Genomic DNA, 20,636 nt, shown 5'->3' on the forward strand with positions numbered 1-20,636 from the left:
GTCAGACCTTCGTGAGCCAGTGGGCGTATTTGGGATTGCGGCCGTTCACGATGTCGAAGAAGGCGCTCTGGATTTTTTCGGTGACGGGCCCGCGCGAGCCGATGCCGATCTCGATGCGGTCGAGCTCGCGGATCGGCGTCACTTCGGCCGCCGTGCCGGTGAAGAAGGCTTCCTCGGCGATGTAGACCTCGTCGCGCGTGATGCGCTTCTGCACCACCTCGATGCCGAGATCCTTGCAGATGTGCAGGATGGTGTTGCGCGTGATGCCGTTGAGCGCGCCGGCCGACAGGTCGGGCGTGTAGACCACGCCGCCCTTGACCACGAAGATGTTCTCGCCCGCGCCCTCGGAGACGAAGCCGCTGGCGTCGAGCAGCAGCGCCTCGTCGTAGCCGTCGTCCAGCGCCTCCATGTTGGCGAGGATCGAGTTGCTGTAGTTGCTGACCGCCTTGGCCTGCGTCATCGTGATGTTGACGTGGTGGCGCGTGTAGCTCGAGGTCTTGACGCGGATGCCGCGCTTCATGCCCTCGTCGCCCAGGTAGGCGCCCCAGGCCCAGGCCGCGACCATGGCGTGGATGCGGTTGCCCTTGGGGCTGACGCCGAGCTTCTCGGAGCCGATCCACACCAGCGGGCGCAGGTAGCAGCTCTCGAGCTTGTTCTCGCGCACCACCTGCTTCTGGGCCTCGTTGAGCTGCTCGGGCGAGAACGGGATCTTCATGCGCAGGATCTTGGCGCTGTTGAACAGGCGCTCGGTGTGCTCGGCCAGGCGGAAGATCGCGGTGCCGTTGACGGTCTTGTAGGCCCGCACCCCCTCGAACGCGCCGCACCCGTAGTGCAGCGTGTGGCTCAGCACGTGGATCTTGGCGTCGCGCCAGTCCACGAGATCGCCGTCCATCCAGATCTTGCCGTCACGATCGTCCAATGCGGGGAGCGCGCTCATGTTCTTTGTCCTTTGGGGAAGGGGGTATGTCGCAAAAGCTTGCGATTTTACGGCGGCGACCGACTTCGTCCCGCCGACAATGCACGGCTTTGCCAATCAGTCAGCCAGAAAAGGGTTCGTTTCAGTGTCCGTCTTCAAGAACGTCATCGTCTACCGCATCGAAGCATCGTGGTCGCAGTCGCATGGCCAGGTCGAGCAGGCCCTCGACCCGCTGCGTTTCGTCCCCTGCAGCCCCTCGCAGGAAAAATCCGCCGGCTGGGTCGAGCCCCGCGGGGAGGAACACGGCCCGCTGGTCGAATCCATCGGCGGCCAGTGGCTGCTCGAATACATGATCGAAAGCAAGACGCTGCCGGCTTCGGTGGTGCGCCGCAAGGTCGAGGAGCGCGCCGCGCAGATCGAGGCCACCACCGGCCGCAAGCCCGGCAAGAAGGAAAAGAAGGAGCTCAAGGAAGACGTCACGCACGAGCTGCTGCCGCTGGCCTTCACCCGCCACGCGCGCATCGCGGTATGGATCGACCCGGCGGCGCGCCGGCTGGTGGTCAACGCCAGCAACGTGGCGCGCGCCGACGAGGTGGTGACCAGCCTGGTGAAGGCGCTCGAAGGCTTCGCCGTCGCGCAGATCAACACGCAGGTGGAGCCGGCCGCCGCCATGTCGGACTGGCTCTCGACCCAGGAGCCGCCGGCCGGCTTCACCATCGACCGCGAGTGCGAGCTCAAGGCCAGCGACGAGTCGAAGGCCGTGGTGCGCTATGCCAAGCACCCGCTCGACATCGAGGAGGTGCGCCAGCACATCGCCGACGGCAAGCGTCCGACCCGGCTCGCGATGACCTGGGACGACCGTGTGTCCTTCGAGCTGACCGAGGGCCTGCAGCTGCGCAAGATCGTGTTCCTCGAAGGCACGCTCGACGATGCGCCGGCCTCGGGCAAAGAAGACAACTTCGATGCCGATGCCGCGATCGCGACCGGCGAGCTGGGCCAGCTGGTGCCGGAGCTGATCGAGGCGCTGGGTGGGGAGATGAAGCTGGGCGCGGCGGCGGCCGATGCGGCGCCGTCAGCGACCGACTCGAAGTCCGAAGAGCTCGCCGACGAATCGGCGCCTTTCTAGGCGTCTGCCAGTCCTAGACCGGCGGCCGCAGCGCGTCGGCCGCGCCGGGCTTGACGGCATCGGCGCTCGGCGCATCGGCCTGCGCCGGCTCCTCGTCCGGCACCTCGGGCCGCACCAGCTGCCACTCGGTCAGCTTGCCGTTCGCGAAGGTGGCATCGACCCAGGAGCCGCCGCCGTCGGTCCAGCGGAAGACCTCGGGCTGCGCGTCCTTGGGCGAACGCTGCTCGCCGAGCGCGCGCGTCATCGCGATCACGTGCAGCAGGGTCGCCTTGGGCTTGAGCTTGGCATTGAGCATCACCGCGCTGGCGACCGAGCCGATGGGCCGGTCGGCGGCGCGCTTCAGGACCTGCATCGTGCGGTTGAAATGCATCAAGAGGAACATCACGATGGCGCCGCCGGCGAGCGCGACACCGGCCCATCCATAGGCGCGATAGGCGAGGCCGAGCAGCAGGAGGCCGGCGAGTGGAACGAGGACTTTGCCGAAATTCATGAGCGCTATTGTCGCTACTGCAGCTGCCGCACCACGTCCATCGCCTCTTCGATCCGCTCTACCGCGTGGATGGTCAGCCCCTCGATCTCCTTCGCGCCCTTGCGCGGCGCGTTCGCCTTCGGCACCACGGCCACGCTGAAGCCCAGCTTGGCGGCCTCGCGCAGGCGCTCCTGGCCGCGCGGGGCGGGTCGCACCTCACCGGCGAGGCCGACTTCGCCGAAGGCGATGAAGCCCTTGGGCAAGGGCTTGCCGCGCAGGCTGGAGGTGATGGCGAGCATCACGGCCAGGTCGGCCGCGGGCTCGCTGATGCGCACGCCGCCGACCGCGTTGACGAATACGTCCTGGTCCATGCAGGCCACGCCCGCATGGCGGTGCAGCACCGCGAGCAGCATCGCGAGCCGGTCGCGGTCGAGCCCGACCGACAGGCGCCGCGGACTCGGCCCGCCGTTGTCGACCAGCGCCTGGATCTCGACCAGCATCGGCCGCGTGCCTTCGAGCGTGACCAGCACCACGCTGCCCGGGACCGGCTCCGCATGCTGGCTCAGGAAGATCGCGCTCGGGTTGGCCACGCCCTTCAGGCCGCGCTCGGTCATCGCGAACACGCCGATCTCGTTGACTGCGCCGAAGCGGTTCTTGATGGCGCGCACCAGTCGAAAGCTCGAGTGCGTGTCGCCTTCGAAGTAGAGCACGGTGTCGACCATGTGCTCCAGCACGCGCGGGCCGGCGAGAGCGCCCTCCTTGGTCACATGGCCCACCAGCACCACCGCCGTGCCGCTGGCCTTGGCGAAGCGCGTGAGGTGCGCCGCGCACTCGCGCACCTGCGCCACCGACCCCGGCGCCGAGGTGAGCTGGTCGGAGTAGACGGTCTGGATCGAATCGATCACCGCGATCGCGGGCCGCGTGGCGTCCAGCGTGGCGAGGATCTTCTCGAGCTGGATCTCAGCCAGCACCTGCACCTGCGATTGCGGCAGTCCCAGCCGCCGTGAGCGCAGCGCCACCTGGGCGCCGCTCTCCTCGCCGGTGACGTAGATCGCGTTGCGGCCGGCGCGCTGCAGCGCATCGACCGCCTGCAAGAGGAGCGTCGACTTGCCGATGCCCGGGTCGCCGCCGATCAGCGTGACGCCGCCGTCGACGATGCCGCCGCCCAGCACGCGGTCGAGTTCGTCGAGCCCAGTCGGCGTGCGCTCGATGTCGGTGGCCTCGATCTCGGAGAGCGTGGCCAGCTCGGCCGAACCGGCGAGCGCCGCGAACTGCGTGCCGAAGCGATTGTTGGCGCTGCCGCCCGCGGGGCCGGCCACCTGCTCGACCAATGTGTTCCAGGCGCCGCAGCTGGGGCAGCGGCCCAGCCACTTGGGGCTGGTGCCGCCGCATTCGGAGCAGACGAAGAGGTTTTTTTCCTTGGCCATCGCCCGAGTGTAGGGAGGGCGCCGGCCCGGCTCAGGGAAAACCCCGCCGAAGCCGGCCCGGAAGGCACTTGCAATTAATTTAACATGTTAAATAATCGAGGCCTTCATGAGCACCCCCTTCGTCCACCGCAATCTGCCGCGCCTGCTGCTTCAGGCACGCGAAGCCGTCATGGCGCACACCCGCCCCAGCCTGCGCGAGCATGGCCTGAGCGACCAGCAATGGCGCGTGCTGCGCGTGCTGGGCGAGCTCGGCGTGGTCGAGACCGGCCGGGTCGCGCGCGAGGCGTTCATCCTCGGCCCCAGCCTGACCGGCGTGCTCGCGCGCATGGAGCGCGACGGCCTGATCCGCCGCGAGCGCGACCCGGCCGACCAGCGCCGCACCGTGGTCGAGGCCACGCCCAAGGGCACGCGCATGGTGAGCAAGCTCTCGCGCGCGATCGAGTCGCACTACGACTGGATGGAAAAGTCGCTCGGCAAGCAGAAGCTCTCGCAGCTCTATGTGCTGCTGGACGAAGTGATCGAACTGGAGCAGCCATGAGCTTCATGCCCACCGGCACCGTCTACGGCGTGCTGCTCAACTTCCGCGCCGAAGTCGAGGCACTAGCGCCGCAGATGAGCCAGCCGCCCTACAAGGCGCCGCCGCAGGCGCCCGTGCTCTACGTGAAGACGGCCAACACCTGGAGTCCGCACGGCAGTGCGATCGTGGTGCCGGCCGCGGTGCCCGAGGTCGAAGTCGGCGCCACCATCGGCATGGTCATCGGCGCCGACAGCGACGTCGAAGGCTTCGTGCTGATGAACGACCTCTCGATCCCGCATGCGAGCTTCTTCCGCCCGCCCGTCAAGTTCAAGTGCGTGGACGGCTTTCTCGGCATCGGGCCCGCCATGCGCGATGCGCAGGAGGTCGCCGACCCGGCGCAGTTCAGTCTCGAAGTGCGAATCGACGGCGAGCTGCGCCAGTCGGTGGATTTCTCGCAGACGGTGCGCAGCGCGGCGCAGCTGCTGGCCGAGGTCGGCGCCTTCATGACGCTCGCGCACGGCGATGTGCTGATGCTCGGCTGCGATGCCGGCCGGCCGCTGGCGCGGCCCGGCGACCGCATCGAGATCAGCGCGCCGGGTTTCGAAACCCTCGCCAACACGCTGGTGGGGGAACAATCATGAAGCACGCACGCATCACCTTCGAAGGCGCGGAGCACGACGCGACCGAGCGCGACGGCCGCCTGCTGCTCGCCGACGGCCGCGCGGTCGGCTTCGACGACGTGATGTGGCTGCCGCCGCTCGCGCCCACGCCGCGGCCGCGCACCATCCTCGCGCTCGGCCTCAACTACGCCGACCATGCCAAGGAACTCGCGTTCAAGGCGCCCGAGGAACCGCTGGTCTTCGTCAAGGGCGAGAGCACGCTCACCGGCCACCGCCGGATCACCTACCGCCCGGCCGGCGTTTCGTTCATGCACTACGAATGCGAGCTGGTCATCGTAGTCGGCAAGACCGCTCGCAAGGTGCGGCGCGACGATGCCTACGACTTCGTCGGCGGCTACACGGTGGCCAACGACTACGCGATCCGCGACTACCTCGAGAACTGGTACCGCCCCAACCTGCGGGTGAAGAACCGCGACACCTGCACGCCGATCGGGCCATGGCTGGTCGACGCGAAGGACGTTCCCGACCCGATGGCGCTCGCGCTCAAGACCACCGTCAACGGCAGGCTCACGCAGTCGGGCAGCACGAAGGACATGATCTTCGACGTGCCCTTCCTCATCGAGTATTTCTCGAGCTTCATGACGCTTTCGCCCGGCGACCTGATCCTGACGGGCACGCCCGACGGCGTGGTCGACTGCCGGCCGGGCGACGTGGTCGTGACCGAGATCGAGCGCATCGGCGCGCTCTCCAACACCATCGGTGCGGCCGCCTGAGCCTGCATCGCGAGAACACATCACGAAGGAGACGACATGGTCAAGAAGTCCTGGCTGGCGACGGCTTTGGTGGCATTGGGCGCATCCCTGTTCGCCGTCGGCGCGTCCGCGCAGTCCTATCCGAGCAAGCCGGTGCGCTGGGTGGTCGGATACCCGGCCGGCGGCGGAACCGATTTCCTCGCGCGCACCGCCGGCGCCCAGTTGTCGCAGCAGCTCGGCCAGCCGGTGCTGGTCGACAACCGCCCGGGCGCCGGCGCCATCATCGCCTCCGAGCACGTGGCCCGCGCATCGGCCGACGGCTACACCGTGTTCTCGGCCGACAACGGCGTGCTGGTCTACAACCCCGCGCTCTACAAGAAGCTGCCCTACGACCCCGAGAAGGACTTTGCGCTGCTCGGCATGATGGGCCGCTCGGCGCTGGTCATCACCGCCGGTCCCAATGCCGGCTTCGCCGACGCCAAGGCGCTGCTCGCCGAGCTCAAGCGCTCGCCGGGCAAGTACAGCATCGGAACGCCGGGCAACGGCAGCCCGCACCACCTCGCGCTCGAGCTGTTCCAGCGCGAGGCGGGCGTCTCCCTGCTCCACGTGCCCTACAAGGGCGGCGCGCCGGCCATGCAGGACCTGATGGCAGGCCAGGTGCCGCTGATCGTGCTCGACCTGCCCAGCGGCGTCAGCGCGGTCAAGGCCGGCAAGATCACGCCGCTGATCGCTCTGTCGGCCGAACGCATGCCGCAATTGCCCAACGTGCCGACGGCCAAGGAGCTCGGCTATCCCGCCGTCGAGGCCTATGCCTGGCAGGGCCTGGTGGCACCCGCAGCCACGCCCAAGGACGTGCAGGCCCGGCTCGGCGCCGAGCTGCAGAAGGCGGTGAGCGATCCCGGCGTGCGGCAGAAGCTCTTCGACGCCGGCTGGGATGCCACCCCCGCCGATGCGGCCGCGATGACGCGCTACACCGATTCGGAGCGCAAGAAATGGCACGCGCTAATCAAGGCGCGCGACATCAAGCTCGACTAGGACCCTCATGAAGATCGACCACCTCATAGCCGGCAAGCCGGTCGCCGGCCGCGACTACTTCCAGACCGTCAACCCGGCCACGCAAGAGGTGCTGGCCGAGGTCGCCGCCGGTGGCGAAGCCGAAGTCAACGCGGCCGTCGCAGCGGCCAAGGAAGCCTTTCCGAAATGGGCCGGCATGCCCGCGCCGCAGCGCGCCAGGTTGATCCGCAAGCTGGGCGACCTGATCGCCGTGCACGTGCCCGAGATCGCGCGAACAGAGACCGACGATTGCGGCCAGGTCATCGCGCAGACCGGCAAGCAGCTGGTGCCGCGCGCGGCCGACAACTTCTACTACTTCGCCGAGATGTGCACGCGCGTCGACGGCCACACCTACCCGACGGAGACCCACCTCAACTACACGCTCTTCCATCCGGTCGGCGTGTGCGCGCTGATCTCGCCGTGGAACGTGCCCTTCATGACCGCCACCTGGAAGGTCGCGCCCTGCCTGGCCTTCGGCAACACCGCGGTGTTGAAGATGAGCGAGCTCTCGCCGCTCACCGCCGCGCGGCTCGGCGAGCTGGCGCTCGAAGCCGGCATCCCGCCCGGCGTGCTGAACCTGGTGCACGGCTACGGCCGCGATGCGGGCGAGCCGCTGGTCGCGCATCCGGACGTGCGCGCGATCTCCTTCACCGGCTCGACCGCCACCGGCAACCGCATCGTCAAGAGCGCGGGCCTGAAGAAGTTCAGCATGGAGCTCGGCGGCAAGAGCCCCTTCGTGATCTTCGAGGATGCAGACCTCGAGCGGGCGCTCGACGCGGCGCTGTTCATGATCTTCAGCAACAACGGCGAGCGCTGCACCGCGGGTTCGCGCATCCTGGTGCAGCAGTCGATCTATGCCGACTTCGCAGCGAAATTCGCCGAGCGCGCGAAGCGCATCGCGGTCGGCGACCCGCTCGACGAGAAGACCGTCGTCGGCCCGATGATCTCGCAGGCCCACCTGGCCAAGGTGCGCAGCTACATCGAGCTCGGCCCGAAGGAAGGCGCGACACTCTTGTGCGGCGGGCTCGAAACGCCGCAGCTGCCGGACCGCGTGAAGAAAGGCAACTACGTGATGCCCACCGTCTTCGCCGATGTCGACAACCGCATGAAGATCGCGCAGGACGAGATCTTCGGCCCGGTCGCCTGCCTCATTCCGTTCAAGGACGAGGCCGATGCGATCCGGCTCGCGAACGACATCCAATATGGATTGAGCAGCTACGTCTGGACCGAGAACATCGGCCGCGCGCACCGCGTCGCGGCCGCGGTGGAGGCCGGCATGTGCTTCGTCAACAGCCAGAACGTGCGCGACCTGCGCCAGCCCTTCGGCGGCACCAAGGCCTCGGGCACCGGGCGCGAAGGCGGCACCTGGAGCTACGAGGTTTTCTGCGAGCCGAAGAACGTGGCCGTCTCGCTCGGCTCGCATCACATCCCTCATTGGGGAGTCTAGTCATGGGCACGCTCGCACTCGCCGCCAAGATCACGCACGTACCGTCGATGTACCTGTCGGAGTTCCCCGGCCCGAACTTCGGCTGCCGCGAGGCTGCGATCAACGGCCACAAGGAAATCGACCGCCGCTGCCGCGCGCTCGGCGTCGACACCATCGTGGTCTTCGACGTGCACTGGCAGGTCAACAGCGAATACCACATCAACTGCGGTCCGCAGTTCGGCGGCACCTACACCAGCAACGAGCTGCCGCACTTCATCAAGAACATGCCCTACGCCTACCCGGGCAATCCGGCGCTGGGCCACCTGATCGCCGACATGGCCAACGAGATGGGCGTGAAGAGCCGCGCCCACAGCGACACCACGCTCGAGCTCGAATACGGCACCCTGGTGCCGATGCGCTACATGAACCCCGACCAGCACTACAAGGTGATCAGCATCAGCGGCTGGTGCGACTGGCACGACCTCACCGAATCGGGCCGCTTCGGGCTCGCCGTGCGGCGCGCCATCGAGGAGCGCTACGAGGGCACGGTGGCGGTGTTCGCCAGCGGCTCGCTGTCGCATCATTTCGCCGACAACGGCCGCGCGCCCGAGTTCATGCACAAGGTCTACGACCCCTTCCTCGAGCAGGTCGACCGGCGCGTGGTCCAGCTCTGGGAAGCCGGCGAATGGAAGACCTTCGTCGGCATGCTGCCGATGTACGCCGACAAGTGCTGGGGCGAAGGCGACATGCACGACACGGCGATGCTGCTCGGCCTCCTGGGCTGGGATCGCTACGCGGCGCCGGTGGAGATCATCACGCCCTACTTCGGCAGCTCGGGCACGGGGCAGATCAACGCGATCTTTCCGGTCACGCCGCTGCCTGCAGCAGCCACCGCCTGAGGAAGAGAACAATGCCGCATCTCGTCATCCTCTACACCCCCAACATCGAGCTCGACACCGACATGCCCGCGCTCTGCCGCACCATGGCCGACGCCATGCTCGAACAAAGCGACGACGCGGGCAAGCCGGTCTACCCGATCGGCGGCACGCGCGTGCTGGCCTTCCCTGCCGCGCACTACGCCGTCGCCGACGGCAAGGGCGACTACGCCTTCGTCTACCTCAACGTGCGCATGGCGGCGGGACGCAGCGAAGCAGTGAAGAAGCGCATCGGCGACGCCTTGCTCGAGAAGGTGAGGCAGCACTTCGAGCCGCTGCTCGCGAAGCGGCACATCGGCATCACGCTGCAGATCGACGAAGCGCCCGGCCAGGTCTACGACGGCAAGTTCGGCAACCTGCATCCCCTGTTCAACAAATAACAAGCATGCTCGCGAAGAACGTCATCCAGCAGCTCGCCGCCGAACTGCACGAAAGCGAGAAGTCGCGCGTGCAGCTCACGCACTTCTCCCGGCGCTTTCCCCAGATGACCATCGAGGACGGCTACGCGATCTCGCGCGAATGGGTGAAGACCAAGCTGGCCGAGGGCCGCGTGGTGAAGGGCCACAAGATCGGACTCACCTCGCGCGCGATGCAGCTGTCCAGCCAGATCACCGAGCCCGACTACGGCACGCTGCTGGACGACATGTTCTTCGAGCAGGGCGGCGACATCCCGTTCACGCGCTTCATCGCGCCGCGCATCGAGGTCGAGCTGGCCTTCGTGCTCGGCAAGCGGCTGCAGGGGCCGCAGGTCACGATCTTCGACGTGCTGGCGGCCACCGACTACGTGGTGCCGGCGGTCGAGATCATCGATGCGCGCATCGAGCAGTTCGACCGCGAGACCAAGGCCCCACGCCGCGTCTTCGACACCATCGCCGACAACGCGGCCAACGCCGGCATCGTGACCGGCGGGCGGCCGGTGAAGCCCGACGCGGTCGACCTGCGCTGGGTCAGCGCCCTGCTCTACAAGAACGGCGTGATCGAGGAATCGGGCGTGGCCGCGGCCGTCCTCAACCACCCGGCCACCGGCGTCGCCTGGCTGGCCAACAAGCTCGCGCCCTGGGGCGAATGCCTGGAGCCAGGCGAGGTGGTGCTCGGCGGTTCGTTCACGCGCCCGATCACCGCATTGCCCGGCGACACCTTCCACGTCGACTACGGGCCGCTCGGCTCCGTCGCCTTCCGTTTCGTCTGAAAGCCCCAAATGCAAACACCTAAGAATCCCTTCAAGCAAGCCCTCGCCGAGAAGCGCACGCAGATCGGCCTCTGGCTCGGCCTCGCCGATGCCTACTGCGCCGAGATCTGCGCCGGCGCCGGCTTCGACTGGCTCCTGATCGACGGCGAGCATTCGCCCAACGGCCTGCGCAGCGTGCTGCAGCAGGCGCAGGCGATCGCCGCCTACCCCGGCGCCAACGCGATCGCGCGCGTGCCGGTCGGCCACGGCGACGTCGGCACGGCGCTGATCAAGCAGTACCTGGACCTCGGCCTGCAGACCATCCTGGTGCCGATGGTCGACACGCCCGAGCAGGCGCAGGCCATCGTGCGCGCCATGCGCTATCCGCCGCACGGCATCCGCGGCATGGGTGGTGCGCGCGCCTCGCGCTGGGGCCGCTATCCGGGCTATGCCAAGGAGGCTAACGAGCAGGTCTGCCTGCTGGTGCAGGCCGAGACGCGCGAGGCATTGGCCAACCTGGACGCCATCGCGGCTGTGGACGGCATCGACGGCGTCTTCATCGGTCCGGCCGATCTCTCGGCGTCGCTGGGCCACGTCGGCAATCCCAACCACCCCGAGGTGCAGGCGGCCATCGAAGACGCCATCGCGCGCATCCACCGCGCCGGCAAGGCCGCCGGCATCCTGACGCCCGACGAAGCGCAGGCGCGCAAGTACCTCGAGCTCGGCGCCCTTTTCGTCGCCGTCGGCCTCGACACCAATCTGCTGGCGCGCAGCACCAGCGCGCTGGCCGCACGTTTCAAGGACGACGCGCAGGCGCTGCCGGCGAGCAAGACCTACTGATTGGAGGTAAACGCGGAGTTGCGGCACGGCGGCTTGCTGGAAAAATACGCGCTCACCGTGCGCTTCAACCCCGAAGCACTACTCACCCCTGGAGACATCGCCACCATGAACTTCACCCGCCGCCACCTGCTGCAAACCACCGGTGCCTCGGCGCTGCTCGCGAGCATCGGCCGAGAGGCCTTCGCGCAAGCGCAGATCGAGACCGCCAAGATCATCACGGGCTTCGCCGCCGGCGGCACTTCCGACACGCTGTGCCGCCGCGTCGCCAGCAAGCTGGCGCCCGGCTATGCCAACACGGCCGTGGTCGAGAACCGCACCGGCGCCGGCGGCCAGATCGCCGTCACCTACGTGAAGAGCCAGCCGGCCGACGGCGCGACCATCCTGCAGACGCCGACCTCGATCCTCACCATCTACCCGCACATCTACAAGAAGCTGCCCTACGACCCGCTCGTCGACCTGACGCCGGTGACCGTCGCCTGCATCTTCGACTTCGGCTTCGCGGTCGGCCCGGCCGTGCCGGCCAGCGTGAAGACGGTGCCCGAGTTCCTCGCCTGGGCCAAGGCCAATCCGACCGGCGCCAACTACGGCTCGCCGGCCGCCGGCTCGACGCCGCACTTCATCGGCGCGCTGCTGGGCAAGAGCGCCGGCGTGGAACTCAAGCATGCGGCCTACCGCGGCACCCAGCCCGCGATGCTCGACCTGCTGGGCGGCAACATCTCCGCCGTGTCGGGGCCGATCGGCGACATCTCGCAACACCTGCCGACCGGCAAGGTGCGCATCCTCGGCGTCTCGGGCAGCAAGCGCAGCCGCTTCGCGCCCGAGGTGCCGACCTTCGGCGAGCAGGGTATCAAGGACATGGCGCACAGCGAGTGGTTCGCCTTCCTGCTGCCGGCCAAGGCCTCGCCCGAAGTGGTGGCCAAGCTGAACGCCGCGATGAAGACGGCGCTGGCCACCAAGGAAGTGATCGACGGCCTGTCGACCTTCGGCCTGGAAGCCATGTCCTCCTCGCCCGCGGAGCTGACCGAGCTGATCAAGAAAGACACCGCCAAGTGGGCGCCGATCGTGAAACAGGTCGGCTTCACCGCGGAAGGCTAGATAAGAAAAGGAATTGCCCATGACCACCCATCTCGCTGCGCCGGCCACACCGGCCCGCCTCGCCATCCACCCCGACGAGCAGGAGGCCCGCCTGCAGCTCGCCGCCTGCTACCGCGTATTCGCGATGCTGGGCTGGACCGAGATGATCTACAACCACATCACGGTGCGGCTGCCCGACAGCGTGACGGGTGGCGCTACCGGAGGGGCTCCGAGATCCCCGCAGTTCCTGATCAACCCCTTCGGCCTGCACTACAGCGAGGTCACGGCGAGCAACCTGGTCAAAATCGACCTGCAAGGCAAGGTGCTCGACGGCTCGCCCCATCCGGTCAACCCGGCCGGCTTCACGGTGCATGCCGCGATCCACGACGGGCTGCCCGATGCGCACTGCGTGATGCACACGCATACCACGGCCGGCGTGGCCGTGGCCTGCCTGCAGGGCGGCCTGCAACAGACCAACTTCTACACCGCGCAGCTGCACGACATGGTGGCGTACCACGATTTCGAGGGCATCACGATCCATGCCGACGAAGGGCCGCGGCTTCTGAAGAGCATCGGCGACAAGAAGGCCGTGATCCTGCGCAACCACGGCCTGCTGGCCTGGGGCCAGACGCTGCCGCAGACCTTTGCCATCCTCTGGACCCTGCAACGCGCCTGCGAGATCCAGATGGCGACCTTCTCCATGGGCGCGGCGATTCCGGTCGCGGAAGACATCGCGCGCAACTGCACGCGCGATGCACTGCAGTTCAATCCCAAGCACGGCGGCGGGCAGGACGTGTTCGACGCGCTGGTGCGGCAAGTCGACCGCATCGACGATTCCTACAAGCACTGAACCATGAAAGTCTGCATCTACGGCGCCGGCGCGATCGGCGGATGGATCGGCGCCGGCCTGGCGCAGGCGGGCAACCGGCTCAACGTGGTCGCGCGCGGCGCGACGCTCGAAGCCCTGCGGCGCGACGGGCTCTCGGTGATGCGCGGCGAAGAGCGCACGCGCGTGCCGGTGAATGCAGTGGCCGATCCTGCGGCGCTGGGCGAGCAGGACCTGGTGGTGATCGCCGTCAAGGCGCCGGCGCTGCAGGCCGTGGCGCAACAGATCGCGCCGCTGCTCGGCCCCGACACGATCGTGCTGACCGCGATGAACGGCGTGCCCTGGTGGTTCCTGCAGGGCGGCTTCGGCGGCAGCCTGGCCGGCACGCAGTTGCAGGCCGTGGACCCGGGCGGAAAGATCGGCGAGGCGATTCCCGCGCGGCACGTGATCGGCTGCGTGGTGCATGCGAGCTGCTCGCTCGATGCGCCCGGCGTGGTGCGGCATCACTTCGGCAACGGGCTGATCGTCGGCGAGCCCTCGGGCGAGGCGACGCCGCGCGCCACGAAGCTCGAGACGCTGCTGAAGCAGGCGGGCTTCGAAGCGCGCCTTTCCGCGCAGATCCAGAAGGACGTCTGGTACAAGCTCTGGGGCAACATGACGGTGAACCCGATCAGCGCGATCACGGGCGCCACGACCGACCTGATCTTGGCCGACGACCTGGTGCGCGGCTTCATCTCGGCAGTGATGCTGGAAGCCCGCGAGATCGGCGAGCGCATCGGCATCCCGATCGCGGAGACGCCGGAAGACCGGCACGCGGTCACGCGCAAGCTGGGCGCCTTCAAGACCTCGATGCTGCAGGACGTGGAAGCCGGCCGCGCGGTCGAGCTCGATGCGCTGGTGTCGGTGGTGCGCGAGCTGGGCCAGCTCGCCAAGGTCGAAACGCCTTTCACCGACGCGCTGCTGGGCCTCGCGCGCCTGCACGCGCGGCAGCTCCGCCTCTACTGAGGCGCTGCCTCAGCGCTCGAGAAGCACGCGCACCGCCTCGGTCAGCGAATTGACCTCCGGCATGAAGCGGTCGATCGCCGCGCCGAGCACCACCGCGCAGAACAGCGCGCCCAAGAGAGGCTTCCAGGTCAGGCGCACCGCCGCCGTGAGCCAGCCCTCGCGCGCCACGCGCACCGCGGCACGGGCCGACACATAGGAGAAGGCGAGCTCGATCGCGACCGCGAGCAGCGCCTCAGAGCCGAAGTAGAGCAACACCAGCGCGCCGGCGCCGAACACGATCGCCATGCCGATCAGGAAGATCGCGACCACGGGCACCACGATGAGCGCGCCCTCGTCGGCCCCGGCCGCGGCTTCGAGCGCGCCGCCGGCCAGGTCGCCCACGCCGCCCGCGTCAAGATCGGCCGCCGCGCCATGCCCCGAAGGCCAGTCGCCGATGCCGGGGTCCGGCACATCGAGGTCGACCTGCTTGTTCTGCCGCACCAGCATCGAAGCCCACCAGCGCAGCACCAGCAGGTAGCCCAGGTAGCCGGCGCCCAGCGTCACGAAATAGCGCAGCGCCAACGAGTCGACGCCGGCGCGCATCTGCAGGTACGACACCCCCCACATCAAAAGCAGCGTGAAGCTGCCGATCAGGAGGCCGTGCGTGCGCAGGTGGTAGTTGCGGTGCAGGTCGCGCTCGACCTGCGTTTCCCAGAGGCGTATCGAGCGCCAGTCCGAAAGGATCTTCAATCGACCGTCACCGGCACCCGCGGCGCGACGGCGCACATGAGCTCGTAGCCGACCGTTGCGGCGGCCTGCGCGACCTCGTCAATGGGCAGCAACGCGCCGTTCGAGGCGCGGCCCCAGAGCGTGACCTCGCTGCCGAATCCGGCATCGGACACCGGCGTGAGGTCGACGGTGATCATGTCCATGCTCACCCGGCCCACCATGCGTGTGCGCACGCCGTTCACCAGCACCGGCGTGCCGGTGTCGCAGTGCCGCGGATAGCCGTCGCCATAGCCGACCGCGGCCACGCCGACGGTGAGCGGACCGTCGGCGGTGAAGCGCGAGCCGTAGCCGATGGTGTCGCCGGCCTTCAGGGTCTGCACCGAGATCAGCCGCGTGGAAAGCGTCATTGCGGGCTGCAGCTGCCAGTGCGCCGCATCGTGTTCGGGGAAGTCGGGGGCGCTGCCGTAAAGCAGGATGCCGGGGCGCACCCAGTCGGCGCGCGTGACGGCCGCGTGGCGCAGCGTGGCGGCGCTGTTGGCGATCGAGCGCTCGCCCGGCAGGTCCTGCGTGGCGCGCTCGAACACCTCGAGCTGGTGGTCGATGCCGCGGCGGCCATCGGCATCGCTGAAATGCGTCATCAGCGAGATCTCGTCGACCTGCGGCAGCGCGTTCAGGCGCGTCCAGGCGGAACGGAAGCGCTCGGGCGCGAAGCCCAGCCGGTTCATGCCCGAATTCATCTTCAGGAACACGCGCTGCGGCACCTGTGTCTTGTGGGCGGCCAGCATGTCGATCTGCGCGTCGCAATGCACGGTATGCCAGAGATCGAGGCGCGAGCAGAGTTCGAGGTCGCGCGGCTCGAACACGCCTTCGAGCAGCAGCACCGGCCCGCGCCAGCCGAGCGCGCGCACGCGTTCGGCCTCGGCCAGGTCGAGCAGCGCGAAGCCGTCGGCGCCGCGAAAAGCATCGAACACCCGCTCGATGCCGTGCCCGTAGGCGTTGGCCTTGACGACGGCCCAGACGCGCGCTTCGAGCGCCGAGCGGCGCGCGCGATCGAGGTTGTGGCGAAGCGCCGCGGTATGGATGGTGGCGAGGATGGGACGAGGCACGATGAACCCGATGGCTGAGCTGAAAACATTCGCACGAACACGCCGTAAAAGCCGGCGTGTGGCGTCATTTTGACACTGCACCCCCATGCTATAACCGCGCATTCCGCCAGTACCGCGGCCTTTTTCAACTATCGCCAGCAGCCCCATTCTCTGGCCAGCCAGCCCATCGATGAAGCGCGGTTTCTACACCATCATGTCGGCCCAGTTCTTTTCGTCGCTGGCCGACAACGCGCTTTTCGTTGCGGCGGTGGAACTCATGCGAAGCGACGGCGCGCCCGAGTGGCAGCGCGCCGCGCTGGTGCCGATCTTCACCATCTTCTATGTCGCGCTGGCGCCGCTGGTCGGCGCCTTTGCCGATGCCTTGCCCAAGGGCCGGGTCATGTTCATCAGCAACGCGATCAAGGTGGTCGGCTGCCTGATGATGCTGTTCGGCACGCATCCGCTGCTGGCCTATGCGGTCGTCGGCCTGGGTGCCGCAGCCTATTCGCCGGCCAAGTACGGCATCCTGACCGAGCTGCTGCCGGCCTCCCAGCTGGTCAAGGCCAACGGCTGGATCGAAGGCCTGACCATCGCCTCGATCATCCTGGGCATCGTGCTCGGCGGGCAACTGGTGGGGCATGCGCTGTCGACCCAGCTGCTCGCGATCGACCTGCCCGTCGTCGACACCGGCATCGACACGGCGCCCGAGGCCGCGATCGCGGCGCTGATCTTCGTCTACATGCTGGCCGCGTGGTTCAACACCCGCATCCCCGACACCGGCGTCGAGATGCGGCCGCTGCGCGCCAATCCGCAGCACGGCTTCGTGCGCAACATGGCGGCGCTCCTGCCCGACTTCTGGCACTGCAACTCCCGGCTCTGGCGCGACAAGCTCGGGCAGATCTCGCTGGCCACCACCACCTTGTTCTGGGGCGCGGGCGGCAACCTCAAGTACATCGTGCTGGCCTGGGCGTCGCTCGCGCTCGGCTACAACACCGCGCAGGCCTCGTCGCTGACCGGCGTGGTCGCGATCGGCACCGCGGTCGGCGCGATCGTCGCGTCGATGCGCATGCGGCTCGACATGGCGACGCGCGTGATCCCGATGGGCATCGGCATGGGCGTGCTGGTGATCGGCATGAACTTCATCGGCAACATCTGGGTCGCGGTGCCTTTCCTGATCCTGCTCGGCGGCCTCGGCGGCTTCCTCGTGGTGCCGATGAACGCGCTGCTGCAGCACCGTGGCCACAACCTGATGGGCGCCGGCCGATCGATCGCGGTGCAGAACTTCAACGAGCAGGCCTGCATCCTGATCCTCGGCGCCTTCTACAGCGCCTGCACCGGACTCGGCCTCTCGGCCTACTCGGCCATCACCGCCTTCGGGCTCGTGGTGGCCGGCTTCATGTGGCTCATCAAGCGCTGGCACAGGAACAACCTCTCCCAGTACCCCGAAGAGGTCGAGCATCTCCTCGCCATCGCACGCAGCGACAAGCATCATTGAACCCACCCCCAGGCTTCGCCGGCCGCGGGCTGCGTACGCAGCGAACTGAACCAATGGAGTAGGACCGTGTTGCCTTCGCTCGCGCTCGTCTTCAACGCCTTCGTCTGGGGCGTCTCGTGGTTTCCCTTCCGGCAGATCGAGGCCCACGGCCTGCATCCGGTGTGGGCCACGGCACTGATCTATGCGCTGATCTTCGTGGCGATGGGATGGCTGCGCCGGCACGCGTGGCAGGCTTTCTCCGCGCATCCGGCGCTGGTGCTGCTCGGGCTGGCAGCCGGCCTCACCAACCTGTGCTTCAACTGGGCGGTGACGGCGGGCGACGTGGTGCGCGTGGTGCTGCTCTTCTACCTGATGCCGCTGTGGAGTGTGCTGCTGGGCTGGATCTTTCTCGACGAGCGCCCGACGCCCGCGGTGCTCGCGCGCGTGGCGCTGGCGCTGGTGGGCGTGGCAGTGGTGCTCAAGACGCCCGAGGTCGACTGGCCGGTGCCCGCAAGCCTCGCGGACTGGCTCGGCGTCGCGGCAGGCTTCAGCTTCTCGGTGACCAATATCCTGCTGCGCCGGCTGCGCGCAGCAGCCGCCGAATCGCGCGCGCTCGCCGTGTTCGGCGGCTGTGCGCTGGTGGCCGGCGCGACCGCGCTGGCCGGCACCGCGCTCGGCGCCATCGCGGCGCCGCCGCCGCTCGCAGCCGCGCCCGGCTGGCTGGGCTGGGCCGCCTTGCTGGGTGCGGGCTTCGTGGTCGCCAACTTCTGCCTGCAGTACGGCGCCGCGCGGCTCACGGCCAGCGCCACCTCGGTCATCATGCTGTCGGAAGTGCTGTTCGCGAGCGTCTCGTCGGTGGCGCTTGGCGCCGGCAGCATGGACACGCGCATCTGGATCGGCGGCGCGCTGATCGTGCTGGCGGCCTTGTGGTCCTCGTTTGCGCGAACGCCCAACGGCGAGGATGATCGTCGCTCCCCCCTCCTGAAGGACATGCCATGACCAGCGTCTACGACTTCGAAGCCCGGCAGATCGACGGCAAGGCCGTGCCGCTCTCCAAGTACAAGGGCAAGGTACTGCTGATCGTCAACACGGCCAGCAAGTGCGGCTTCACCCCGCAGTTCGAGGGGCTGGAAGCGCTGCACGAGAAGTACGCCGACAAGGGCCTCGCCGTGCTCGGCTTTCCCTCCAACCAGTTCGGCAACCAGGACCCCGGCAGCAACGAGGAGATCGGTGCCTTCTGCGTCCAGAACTACGGCGTGAGTTTTCCGATGATGGAGAAGATCGAGGTCAACGGCTCCGGCGCGGCGCCGCTCTACCAGTGGCTCACCAAGGAAGCACCGGGCCTTCTGGGCAGCACCGCGATCAAGTGGAACTTCACCAAGTTCCTGGTCGGCAAGGACGGCCGGGTGATCAAGCGCTATGCGCCGCTCGACACGCCGGCCTCGATGACGCGCGACATCGAGGCGGCCTTGGCGAGCTGAGTCAGAACCGGAAGTCCGCGGTCTTGGGGCCGCTGCCGACCGTCACGCTCTGGTTCTTCGTGGCGCCTTCGGTGGCTGCCTCGATGGTGTAGCGGCCGGCAGGCAAGTTGATCAGGCACACCGGCCCCGACGCGCGCATGGCGAGCGCCGTGGCGCCATTGGCATCCTTGATCGTGACCGCGACGTCGGCCAGGTAGGCACCGTCGGCGCGCGCGAACAGCAGCGACAGCGGATGGTCCTTCATCGCCGCGCGCATTGCGGTGGACTCGTCCGAGCCGATGCCGCCGCACGCGTACTGCACGGCGCCCTGGCTTCTCATGGCGGGCATGGGCGTGGACTGGGCCTGAGCGAGCCACGGTGCGGCGGCGCATGCGCAAAGAAGACTGCCGCGGACAAAGGATCGAAGGGCGGTCTGCATCGACGGCTCCCGGAGTGAACAGTCCGGCATGTTCGCGCCGCCGCCCGCGATGCCGGGTCGGACCGCGCCCCTTCCCCGTGTGCGCTCAGGCCGTGCCCAGCGCCTCGTCGAGCAGTTCCACCCAGTGCCGCACGGGCGTCTCGGTGCCGCTTTGCAGGTGCGTGATGCAGCCGATGTTGGCCGAGACGATGGTCGCGGGCTTCAACTGATTCAGGTGGCCGAGCTTGCGGTCGCGCAGCGGATAGGCCAGTTCGGGCTGCAATACCGAGTAGGTGCCGGCCGAGCCGCAGCACAGGTGCGATTCGTTCATCGCGATCTGCACGTCGAAGCCGAGCGCGCGCAGGTTCGCTTCAACGCCGCCGCGCAGCTTCTGGCCGTGCTGCAGCGTGCAGGGCGGGTGGTAGGCGACCACGCCCGGCGGCGCGTTGACGCGATCCTTGAGCAGCGGCACGAGCTCGGGCAGCAGCTCGCTCAGATCCTTGGTGCGCGCGCTGATGCGTTCGGCCTTCGGCGCATAGGCCGGGTCTTCGCGCAGGATGTGGCCGTACTCGCGCACGGTGACGCCGCAGCCCGATGCGTTCATCACGATCGCGTCGACCGCGCCGCCCTCGACATACGGCCACCAGGCATCGATGTTGGCGCGCATCTGCGCGCGGCCGCCGTCGTGGTCGTTGAGATGGAACCTCACCGCACCGCAGCAGCCCGCGCCGGGCGCAACGACGGCCTCGATGCCGGCGGCGTCGAGCACGCGCGCGGTGGCGCTGTTGATATTGGGCGCCATCGAGGGCTGCACGCAGCCGGCCAGCATCAGCATCTTGCGCGTGTGCGTGCGCATGGGCCAATCGCCGGCGGGCTGCGGTGCCGGCACCTTGGCCTTGAGCTTGGCCGGCAGGAGGCCGCGCACCGACTGGCCCAGCTTCATCGCGGGGCCGAAGAGGGGCGAAGGCAGCGCTTCCTTCAAGGTCCAGCGCAGCGCGCTTTCCATGGCCGGGCGCGGCACCTTCTCGTCGACGATCTTGCGGCCGATGTCGACCAGGTGGCCGTACTGCACGCCGCTCGGGCAGGTGCTTTCGCAGTTGCGGCAGGTGAGGCAGCGGTCGAGGTGCAGCTGCGTGCTGCGCGTGGGCGCCTTGCCTTCGAGCACCTGCTTGATCAGGTAGATGCGCCCGCGCGGGCCGTCGAGCTCATCGCCGAGCAGCTGATAGGTCGGGCAGGTGGCGGTGCAGAAGCCGCAGTGCACGCACTTGCGCAGGATCGCCTCGGCCTCGCGGCCGTCGGCGGTGCCCTGGAATTCGGGAGCGAGTTCGGTTTGCATG

The 20,636-nt window shown here is 68.2% G+C and carries 23 protein-coding genes; 16 read left to right on the forward strand and 7 right to left on the reverse strand.

The genetic code is table 11. The annotated features are described in order from the left end of the window. Position 1: 1 nt before the first annotated feature. On the reverse strand, positions 2–937 hold the full coding sequence (locus AC3A6B_RS17970; protein WP_093104290.1) for a branched-chain amino acid transaminase: 936 nt from the start codon (positions 935–937) through the stop codon (positions 2–4). Between the two features lie 124 nt (positions 938–1,061). Between AC3A6B_RS17970 and AC3A6B_RS17975 the strand changes: the two genes are divergently transcribed. Beyond that, positions 1,062–2,042, forward strand: a complete 981-nt coding sequence (locus AC3A6B_RS17975) for a recombination-associated protein RdgC (protein ID WP_487838028.1) — start codon at positions 1,062–1,064, stop codon at positions 2,040–2,042. Positions 2,043–2,055: 13 nt separating this feature from the next. Here AC3A6B_RS17975 and AC3A6B_RS17980 read toward each other — a convergent pair whose 3' ends face one another. Together AC3A6B_RS17980 and radA are read right to left on the reverse strand one after the other, a co-directional pair. Beyond that, a complete protein-coding gene (locus tag AC3A6B_RS17980) occupies positions 2,056–2,541 on the reverse strand; it encodes a glycerate kinase (RefSeq protein ID WP_487838173.1) in 486 nt (161 codons plus the stop codon). A gap of 5 nt (positions 2,542–2,546) precedes the next feature. Beyond that, entirely contained in the window at positions 2,547–3,938 is a 1,392-nt protein-coding gene (gene radA, locus AC3A6B_RS17985; RefSeq protein ID WP_487838029.1) for a DNA repair protein RadA, read from the reverse strand. Between the two features lie 106 nt (positions 3,939–4,044). Here radA and hpaR point away from each other — a divergent pair, with 106 nt between their 5' ends. The 12 genes from hpaR to AC3A6B_RS18045 all read left to right on the forward strand — a co-directional run bounded on the left by hpaR (position 4,045) and on the right by AC3A6B_RS18045 (position 14,154). Further along, entirely contained in the window at positions 4,045–4,476 is a 432-nt protein-coding gene (hpaR, locus tag AC3A6B_RS17990; RefSeq protein ID WP_126839560.1) for a homoprotocatechuate degradation operon regulator HpaR, read from the forward strand. Next, positions 4,473–5,096, forward strand: coding sequence for a fumarylacetoacetate hydrolase family protein (locus AC3A6B_RS17995; RefSeq protein WP_487838030.1), 624 nt, complete (start codon positions 4,473–4,475; stop codon positions 5,094–5,096). The genes hpaR and AC3A6B_RS17995 overlap by 4 nt, the downstream gene beginning before the upstream one ends. Next, entirely contained in the window at positions 5,093–5,848 is a 756-nt protein-coding gene (locus AC3A6B_RS18000) for a fumarylacetoacetate hydrolase family protein (protein WP_487838031.1), read from the forward strand. The genes AC3A6B_RS17995 and AC3A6B_RS18000 overlap by 4 nt, the downstream gene beginning before the upstream one ends. Positions 5,849–5,884: 36 nt before the next feature. After that, complete coding sequence (locus AC3A6B_RS18005; protein WP_487838032.1) at positions 5,885–6,862, forward strand: Bug family tripartite tricarboxylate transporter substrate binding protein; 978 nt, start codon at positions 5,885–5,887, stop codon at positions 6,860–6,862. A gap of 7 nt (positions 6,863–6,869) precedes the next feature. Then, entirely contained in the window at positions 6,870–8,327 is a 1,458-nt protein-coding gene (gene hpaE / locus AC3A6B_RS18010; RefSeq protein WP_487838033.1) for a 5-carboxymethyl-2-hydroxymuconate semialdehyde dehydrogenase, read from the forward strand. Between the two features lie 2 nt (positions 8,328–8,329). Continuing rightward, positions 8,330–9,205: a 3,4-dihydroxyphenylacetate 2,3-dioxygenase gene (gene hpaD / locus AC3A6B_RS18015; protein ID WP_487838034.1), complete on the forward strand. Its 876-nt coding sequence runs from the start codon at positions 8,330–8,332 to the stop codon at positions 9,203–9,205. An 11-nt stretch (positions 9,206–9,216) separates the two neighbouring features. Then, positions 9,217–9,621, forward strand: coding sequence for a 5-carboxymethyl-2-hydroxymuconate isomerase (locus AC3A6B_RS18020; RefSeq protein ID WP_487838035.1), 405 nt, complete (start codon positions 9,217–9,219; stop codon positions 9,619–9,621). A 5-nt stretch (positions 9,622–9,626) separates the two neighbouring features. Further along, a complete protein-coding gene (hpaH, locus tag AC3A6B_RS18025) occupies positions 9,627–10,430 on the forward strand; it encodes a 2-oxo-hept-4-ene-1,7-dioate hydratase (RefSeq protein ID WP_487838036.1) in 804 nt (267 codons plus the stop codon). 9 nt (positions 10,431–10,439) lie between these two features. Further along, positions 10,440–11,249, forward strand: a complete 810-nt coding sequence (hpaI, locus tag AC3A6B_RS18030) for a 4-hydroxy-2-oxoheptanedioate aldolase (RefSeq protein ID WP_487838037.1) — start codon at positions 10,440–10,442, stop codon at positions 11,247–11,249. A gap of 105 nt (positions 11,250–11,354) precedes the next feature. After that, positions 11,355–12,344, forward strand: coding sequence for a Bug family tripartite tricarboxylate transporter substrate binding protein (locus AC3A6B_RS18035; RefSeq protein ID WP_487838038.1), 990 nt, complete (start codon positions 11,355–11,357; stop codon positions 12,342–12,344). A gap of 19 nt (positions 12,345–12,363) precedes the next feature. Next, a complete protein-coding gene (locus tag AC3A6B_RS18040) occupies positions 12,364–13,173 on the forward strand; it encodes a class II aldolase/adducin family protein (protein ID WP_487838039.1) in 810 nt (269 codons plus the stop codon). A gap of 3 nt (positions 13,174–13,176) precedes the next feature. Beyond that, positions 13,177–14,154, forward strand: coding sequence for a 2-dehydropantoate 2-reductase (locus tag AC3A6B_RS18045; RefSeq protein WP_487838040.1), 978 nt, complete (start codon positions 13,177–13,179; stop codon positions 14,152–14,154). Positions 14,155–14,163: 9 nt separating this feature from the next. Here the strand turns inward: AC3A6B_RS18045 and AC3A6B_RS18050 are convergent, their stop codons facing one another. Beyond that, the gene (locus AC3A6B_RS18050) at positions 14,164–14,883 is read right to left on the reverse strand and encodes a hypothetical protein (protein ID WP_487838041.1); all 720 of its coding nucleotides are present in this window, start codon (positions 14,881–14,883) and stop codon (positions 14,164–14,166) included. After that, positions 14,880–15,968, reverse strand: coding sequence for an alanine racemase (gene alr, locus AC3A6B_RS18055; RefSeq protein ID WP_487838042.1), 1,089 nt, complete (start codon positions 15,966–15,968; stop codon positions 14,880–14,882). The genes AC3A6B_RS18050 and alr overlap by 4 nt, the downstream gene beginning before the upstream one ends. A 169-nt stretch (positions 15,969–16,137) precedes the next feature. Between alr and lplT the strand changes: the two genes are divergently transcribed. From lplT to AC3A6B_RS18070, 3 genes are all read left to right on the forward strand, one after another. Next, complete coding sequence (gene lplT / locus AC3A6B_RS18060) at positions 16,138–17,442, forward strand: lysophospholipid transporter LplT (protein ID WP_487838043.1); 1,305 nt, start codon at positions 16,138–16,140, stop codon at positions 17,440–17,442. Positions 17,443–17,511: 69 nt separating this feature from the next. Continuing rightward, on the forward strand, positions 17,512–18,420 hold the full coding sequence (locus tag AC3A6B_RS18065; protein ID WP_487838174.1) for a DMT family transporter: 909 nt from the start codon (positions 17,512–17,514) through the stop codon (positions 18,418–18,420). Beyond that, positions 18,417–18,902 (forward strand): glutathione peroxidase, encoded by a 486-nt coding sequence (locus AC3A6B_RS18070; protein WP_487838044.1) that lies wholly within the window; start codon positions 18,417–18,419, stop codon positions 18,900–18,902. The genes AC3A6B_RS18065 and AC3A6B_RS18070 overlap by 4 nt, the downstream gene beginning before the upstream one ends. A gap of 1 nt (position 18,903) precedes the next feature. Here AC3A6B_RS18070 and AC3A6B_RS18075 read toward each other — a convergent pair whose 3' ends face one another. Together AC3A6B_RS18075 and glcF are read right to left on the reverse strand one after the other, a co-directional pair. Beyond that, entirely contained in the window at positions 18,904–19,221 is a 318-nt protein-coding gene (locus AC3A6B_RS18075) for a carboxypeptidase regulatory-like domain-containing protein (RefSeq protein ID WP_487838045.1), read from the reverse strand. A 184-nt stretch (positions 19,222–19,405) separates the two neighbouring features. Further along, positions 19,406–20,635, reverse strand: a complete 1,230-nt coding sequence (glcF, locus tag AC3A6B_RS18080; RefSeq protein ID WP_487838046.1) for a glycolate oxidase subunit GlcF — start codon at positions 20,633–20,635, stop codon at positions 19,406–19,408. Position 20,636 lies beyond the last annotated feature (1 nt).

Source organism: Variovorax sp. Soil_C_33 (assembly GCF_057656935.1).

Bases quoted from the DNA above. Each gene is read 5' to 3' on its own strand.
- AC3A6B_RS18075 (WP_487838045.1), bottom strand. From the start codon at position 19,221: ATGAGAAGCCAGGGCGCCGTGCAGTACGCGTGCGGCGGCATCGGCTCG.
- hpaE (WP_487838033.1), top strand. From the start codon at position 6,870: ATGAAGATCGACCACCTCATAGCCGGCAAGCCGGTCGCCGGCCGCGAC.
- AC3A6B_RS17970 (WP_093104290.1), bottom strand. From the start codon at position 937: ATGAGCGCGCTCCCCGCATTGGACGATCGTGACGGCAAGATCTGGATG.
- AC3A6B_RS18070 (WP_487838044.1), top strand. From the start codon at position 18,417: ATGACCAGCGTCTACGACTTCGAAGCCCGGCAGATCGACGGCAAGGCC.
- radA (WP_487838029.1), bottom strand. From the start codon at position 3,938: ATGGCCAAGGAAAAAAACCTCTTCGTCTGCTCCGAATGCGGCGGCACC.
- hpaI (WP_487838037.1), top strand. From the start codon at position 10,440: ATGCAAACACCTAAGAATCCCTTCAAGCAAGCCCTCGCCGAGAAGCGC.
- AC3A6B_RS18040 (WP_487838039.1), top strand. From the start codon at position 12,364: ATGACCACCCATCTCGCTGCGCCGGCCACACCGGCCCGCCTCGCCATC.
- glcF (WP_487838046.1), bottom strand. From the start codon at position 20,635: ATGCAAACCGAACTCGCTCCCGAATTCCAGGGCACCGCCGACGGCCGC.
- AC3A6B_RS18035 (WP_487838038.1), top strand. From the start codon at position 11,355: ATGAACTTCACCCGCCGCCACCTGCTGCAAACCACCGGTGCCTCGGCG.
- lplT (WP_487838043.1), top strand. From the start codon at position 16,138: ATGAAGCGCGGTTTCTACACCATCATGTCGGCCCAGTTCTTTTCGTCG.
- hpaR (WP_126839560.1), top strand. From the start codon at position 4,045: ATGAGCACCCCCTTCGTCCACCGCAATCTGCCGCGCCTGCTGCTTCAG.
- hpaH (WP_487838036.1), top strand. From the start codon at position 9,627: ATGCTCGCGAAGAACGTCATCCAGCAGCTCGCCGCCGAACTGCACGAA.
- AC3A6B_RS18005 (WP_487838032.1), top strand. From the start codon at position 5,885: ATGGTCAAGAAGTCCTGGCTGGCGACGGCTTTGGTGGCATTGGGCGCA.
- hpaD (WP_487838034.1), top strand. From the start codon at position 8,330: ATGGGCACGCTCGCACTCGCCGCCAAGATCACGCACGTACCGTCGATG.
- AC3A6B_RS18000 (WP_487838031.1), top strand. From the start codon at position 5,093: ATGAAGCACGCACGCATCACCTTCGAAGGCGCGGAGCACGACGCGACC.
- AC3A6B_RS18045 (WP_487838040.1), top strand. From the start codon at position 13,177: ATGAAAGTCTGCATCTACGGCGCCGGCGCGATCGGCGGATGGATCGGC.
- AC3A6B_RS17995 (WP_487838030.1), top strand. From the start codon at position 4,473: ATGAGCTTCATGCCCACCGGCACCGTCTACGGCGTGCTGCTCAACTTC.
- AC3A6B_RS18020 (WP_487838035.1), top strand. From the start codon at position 9,217: ATGCCGCATCTCGTCATCCTCTACACCCCCAACATCGAGCTCGACACC.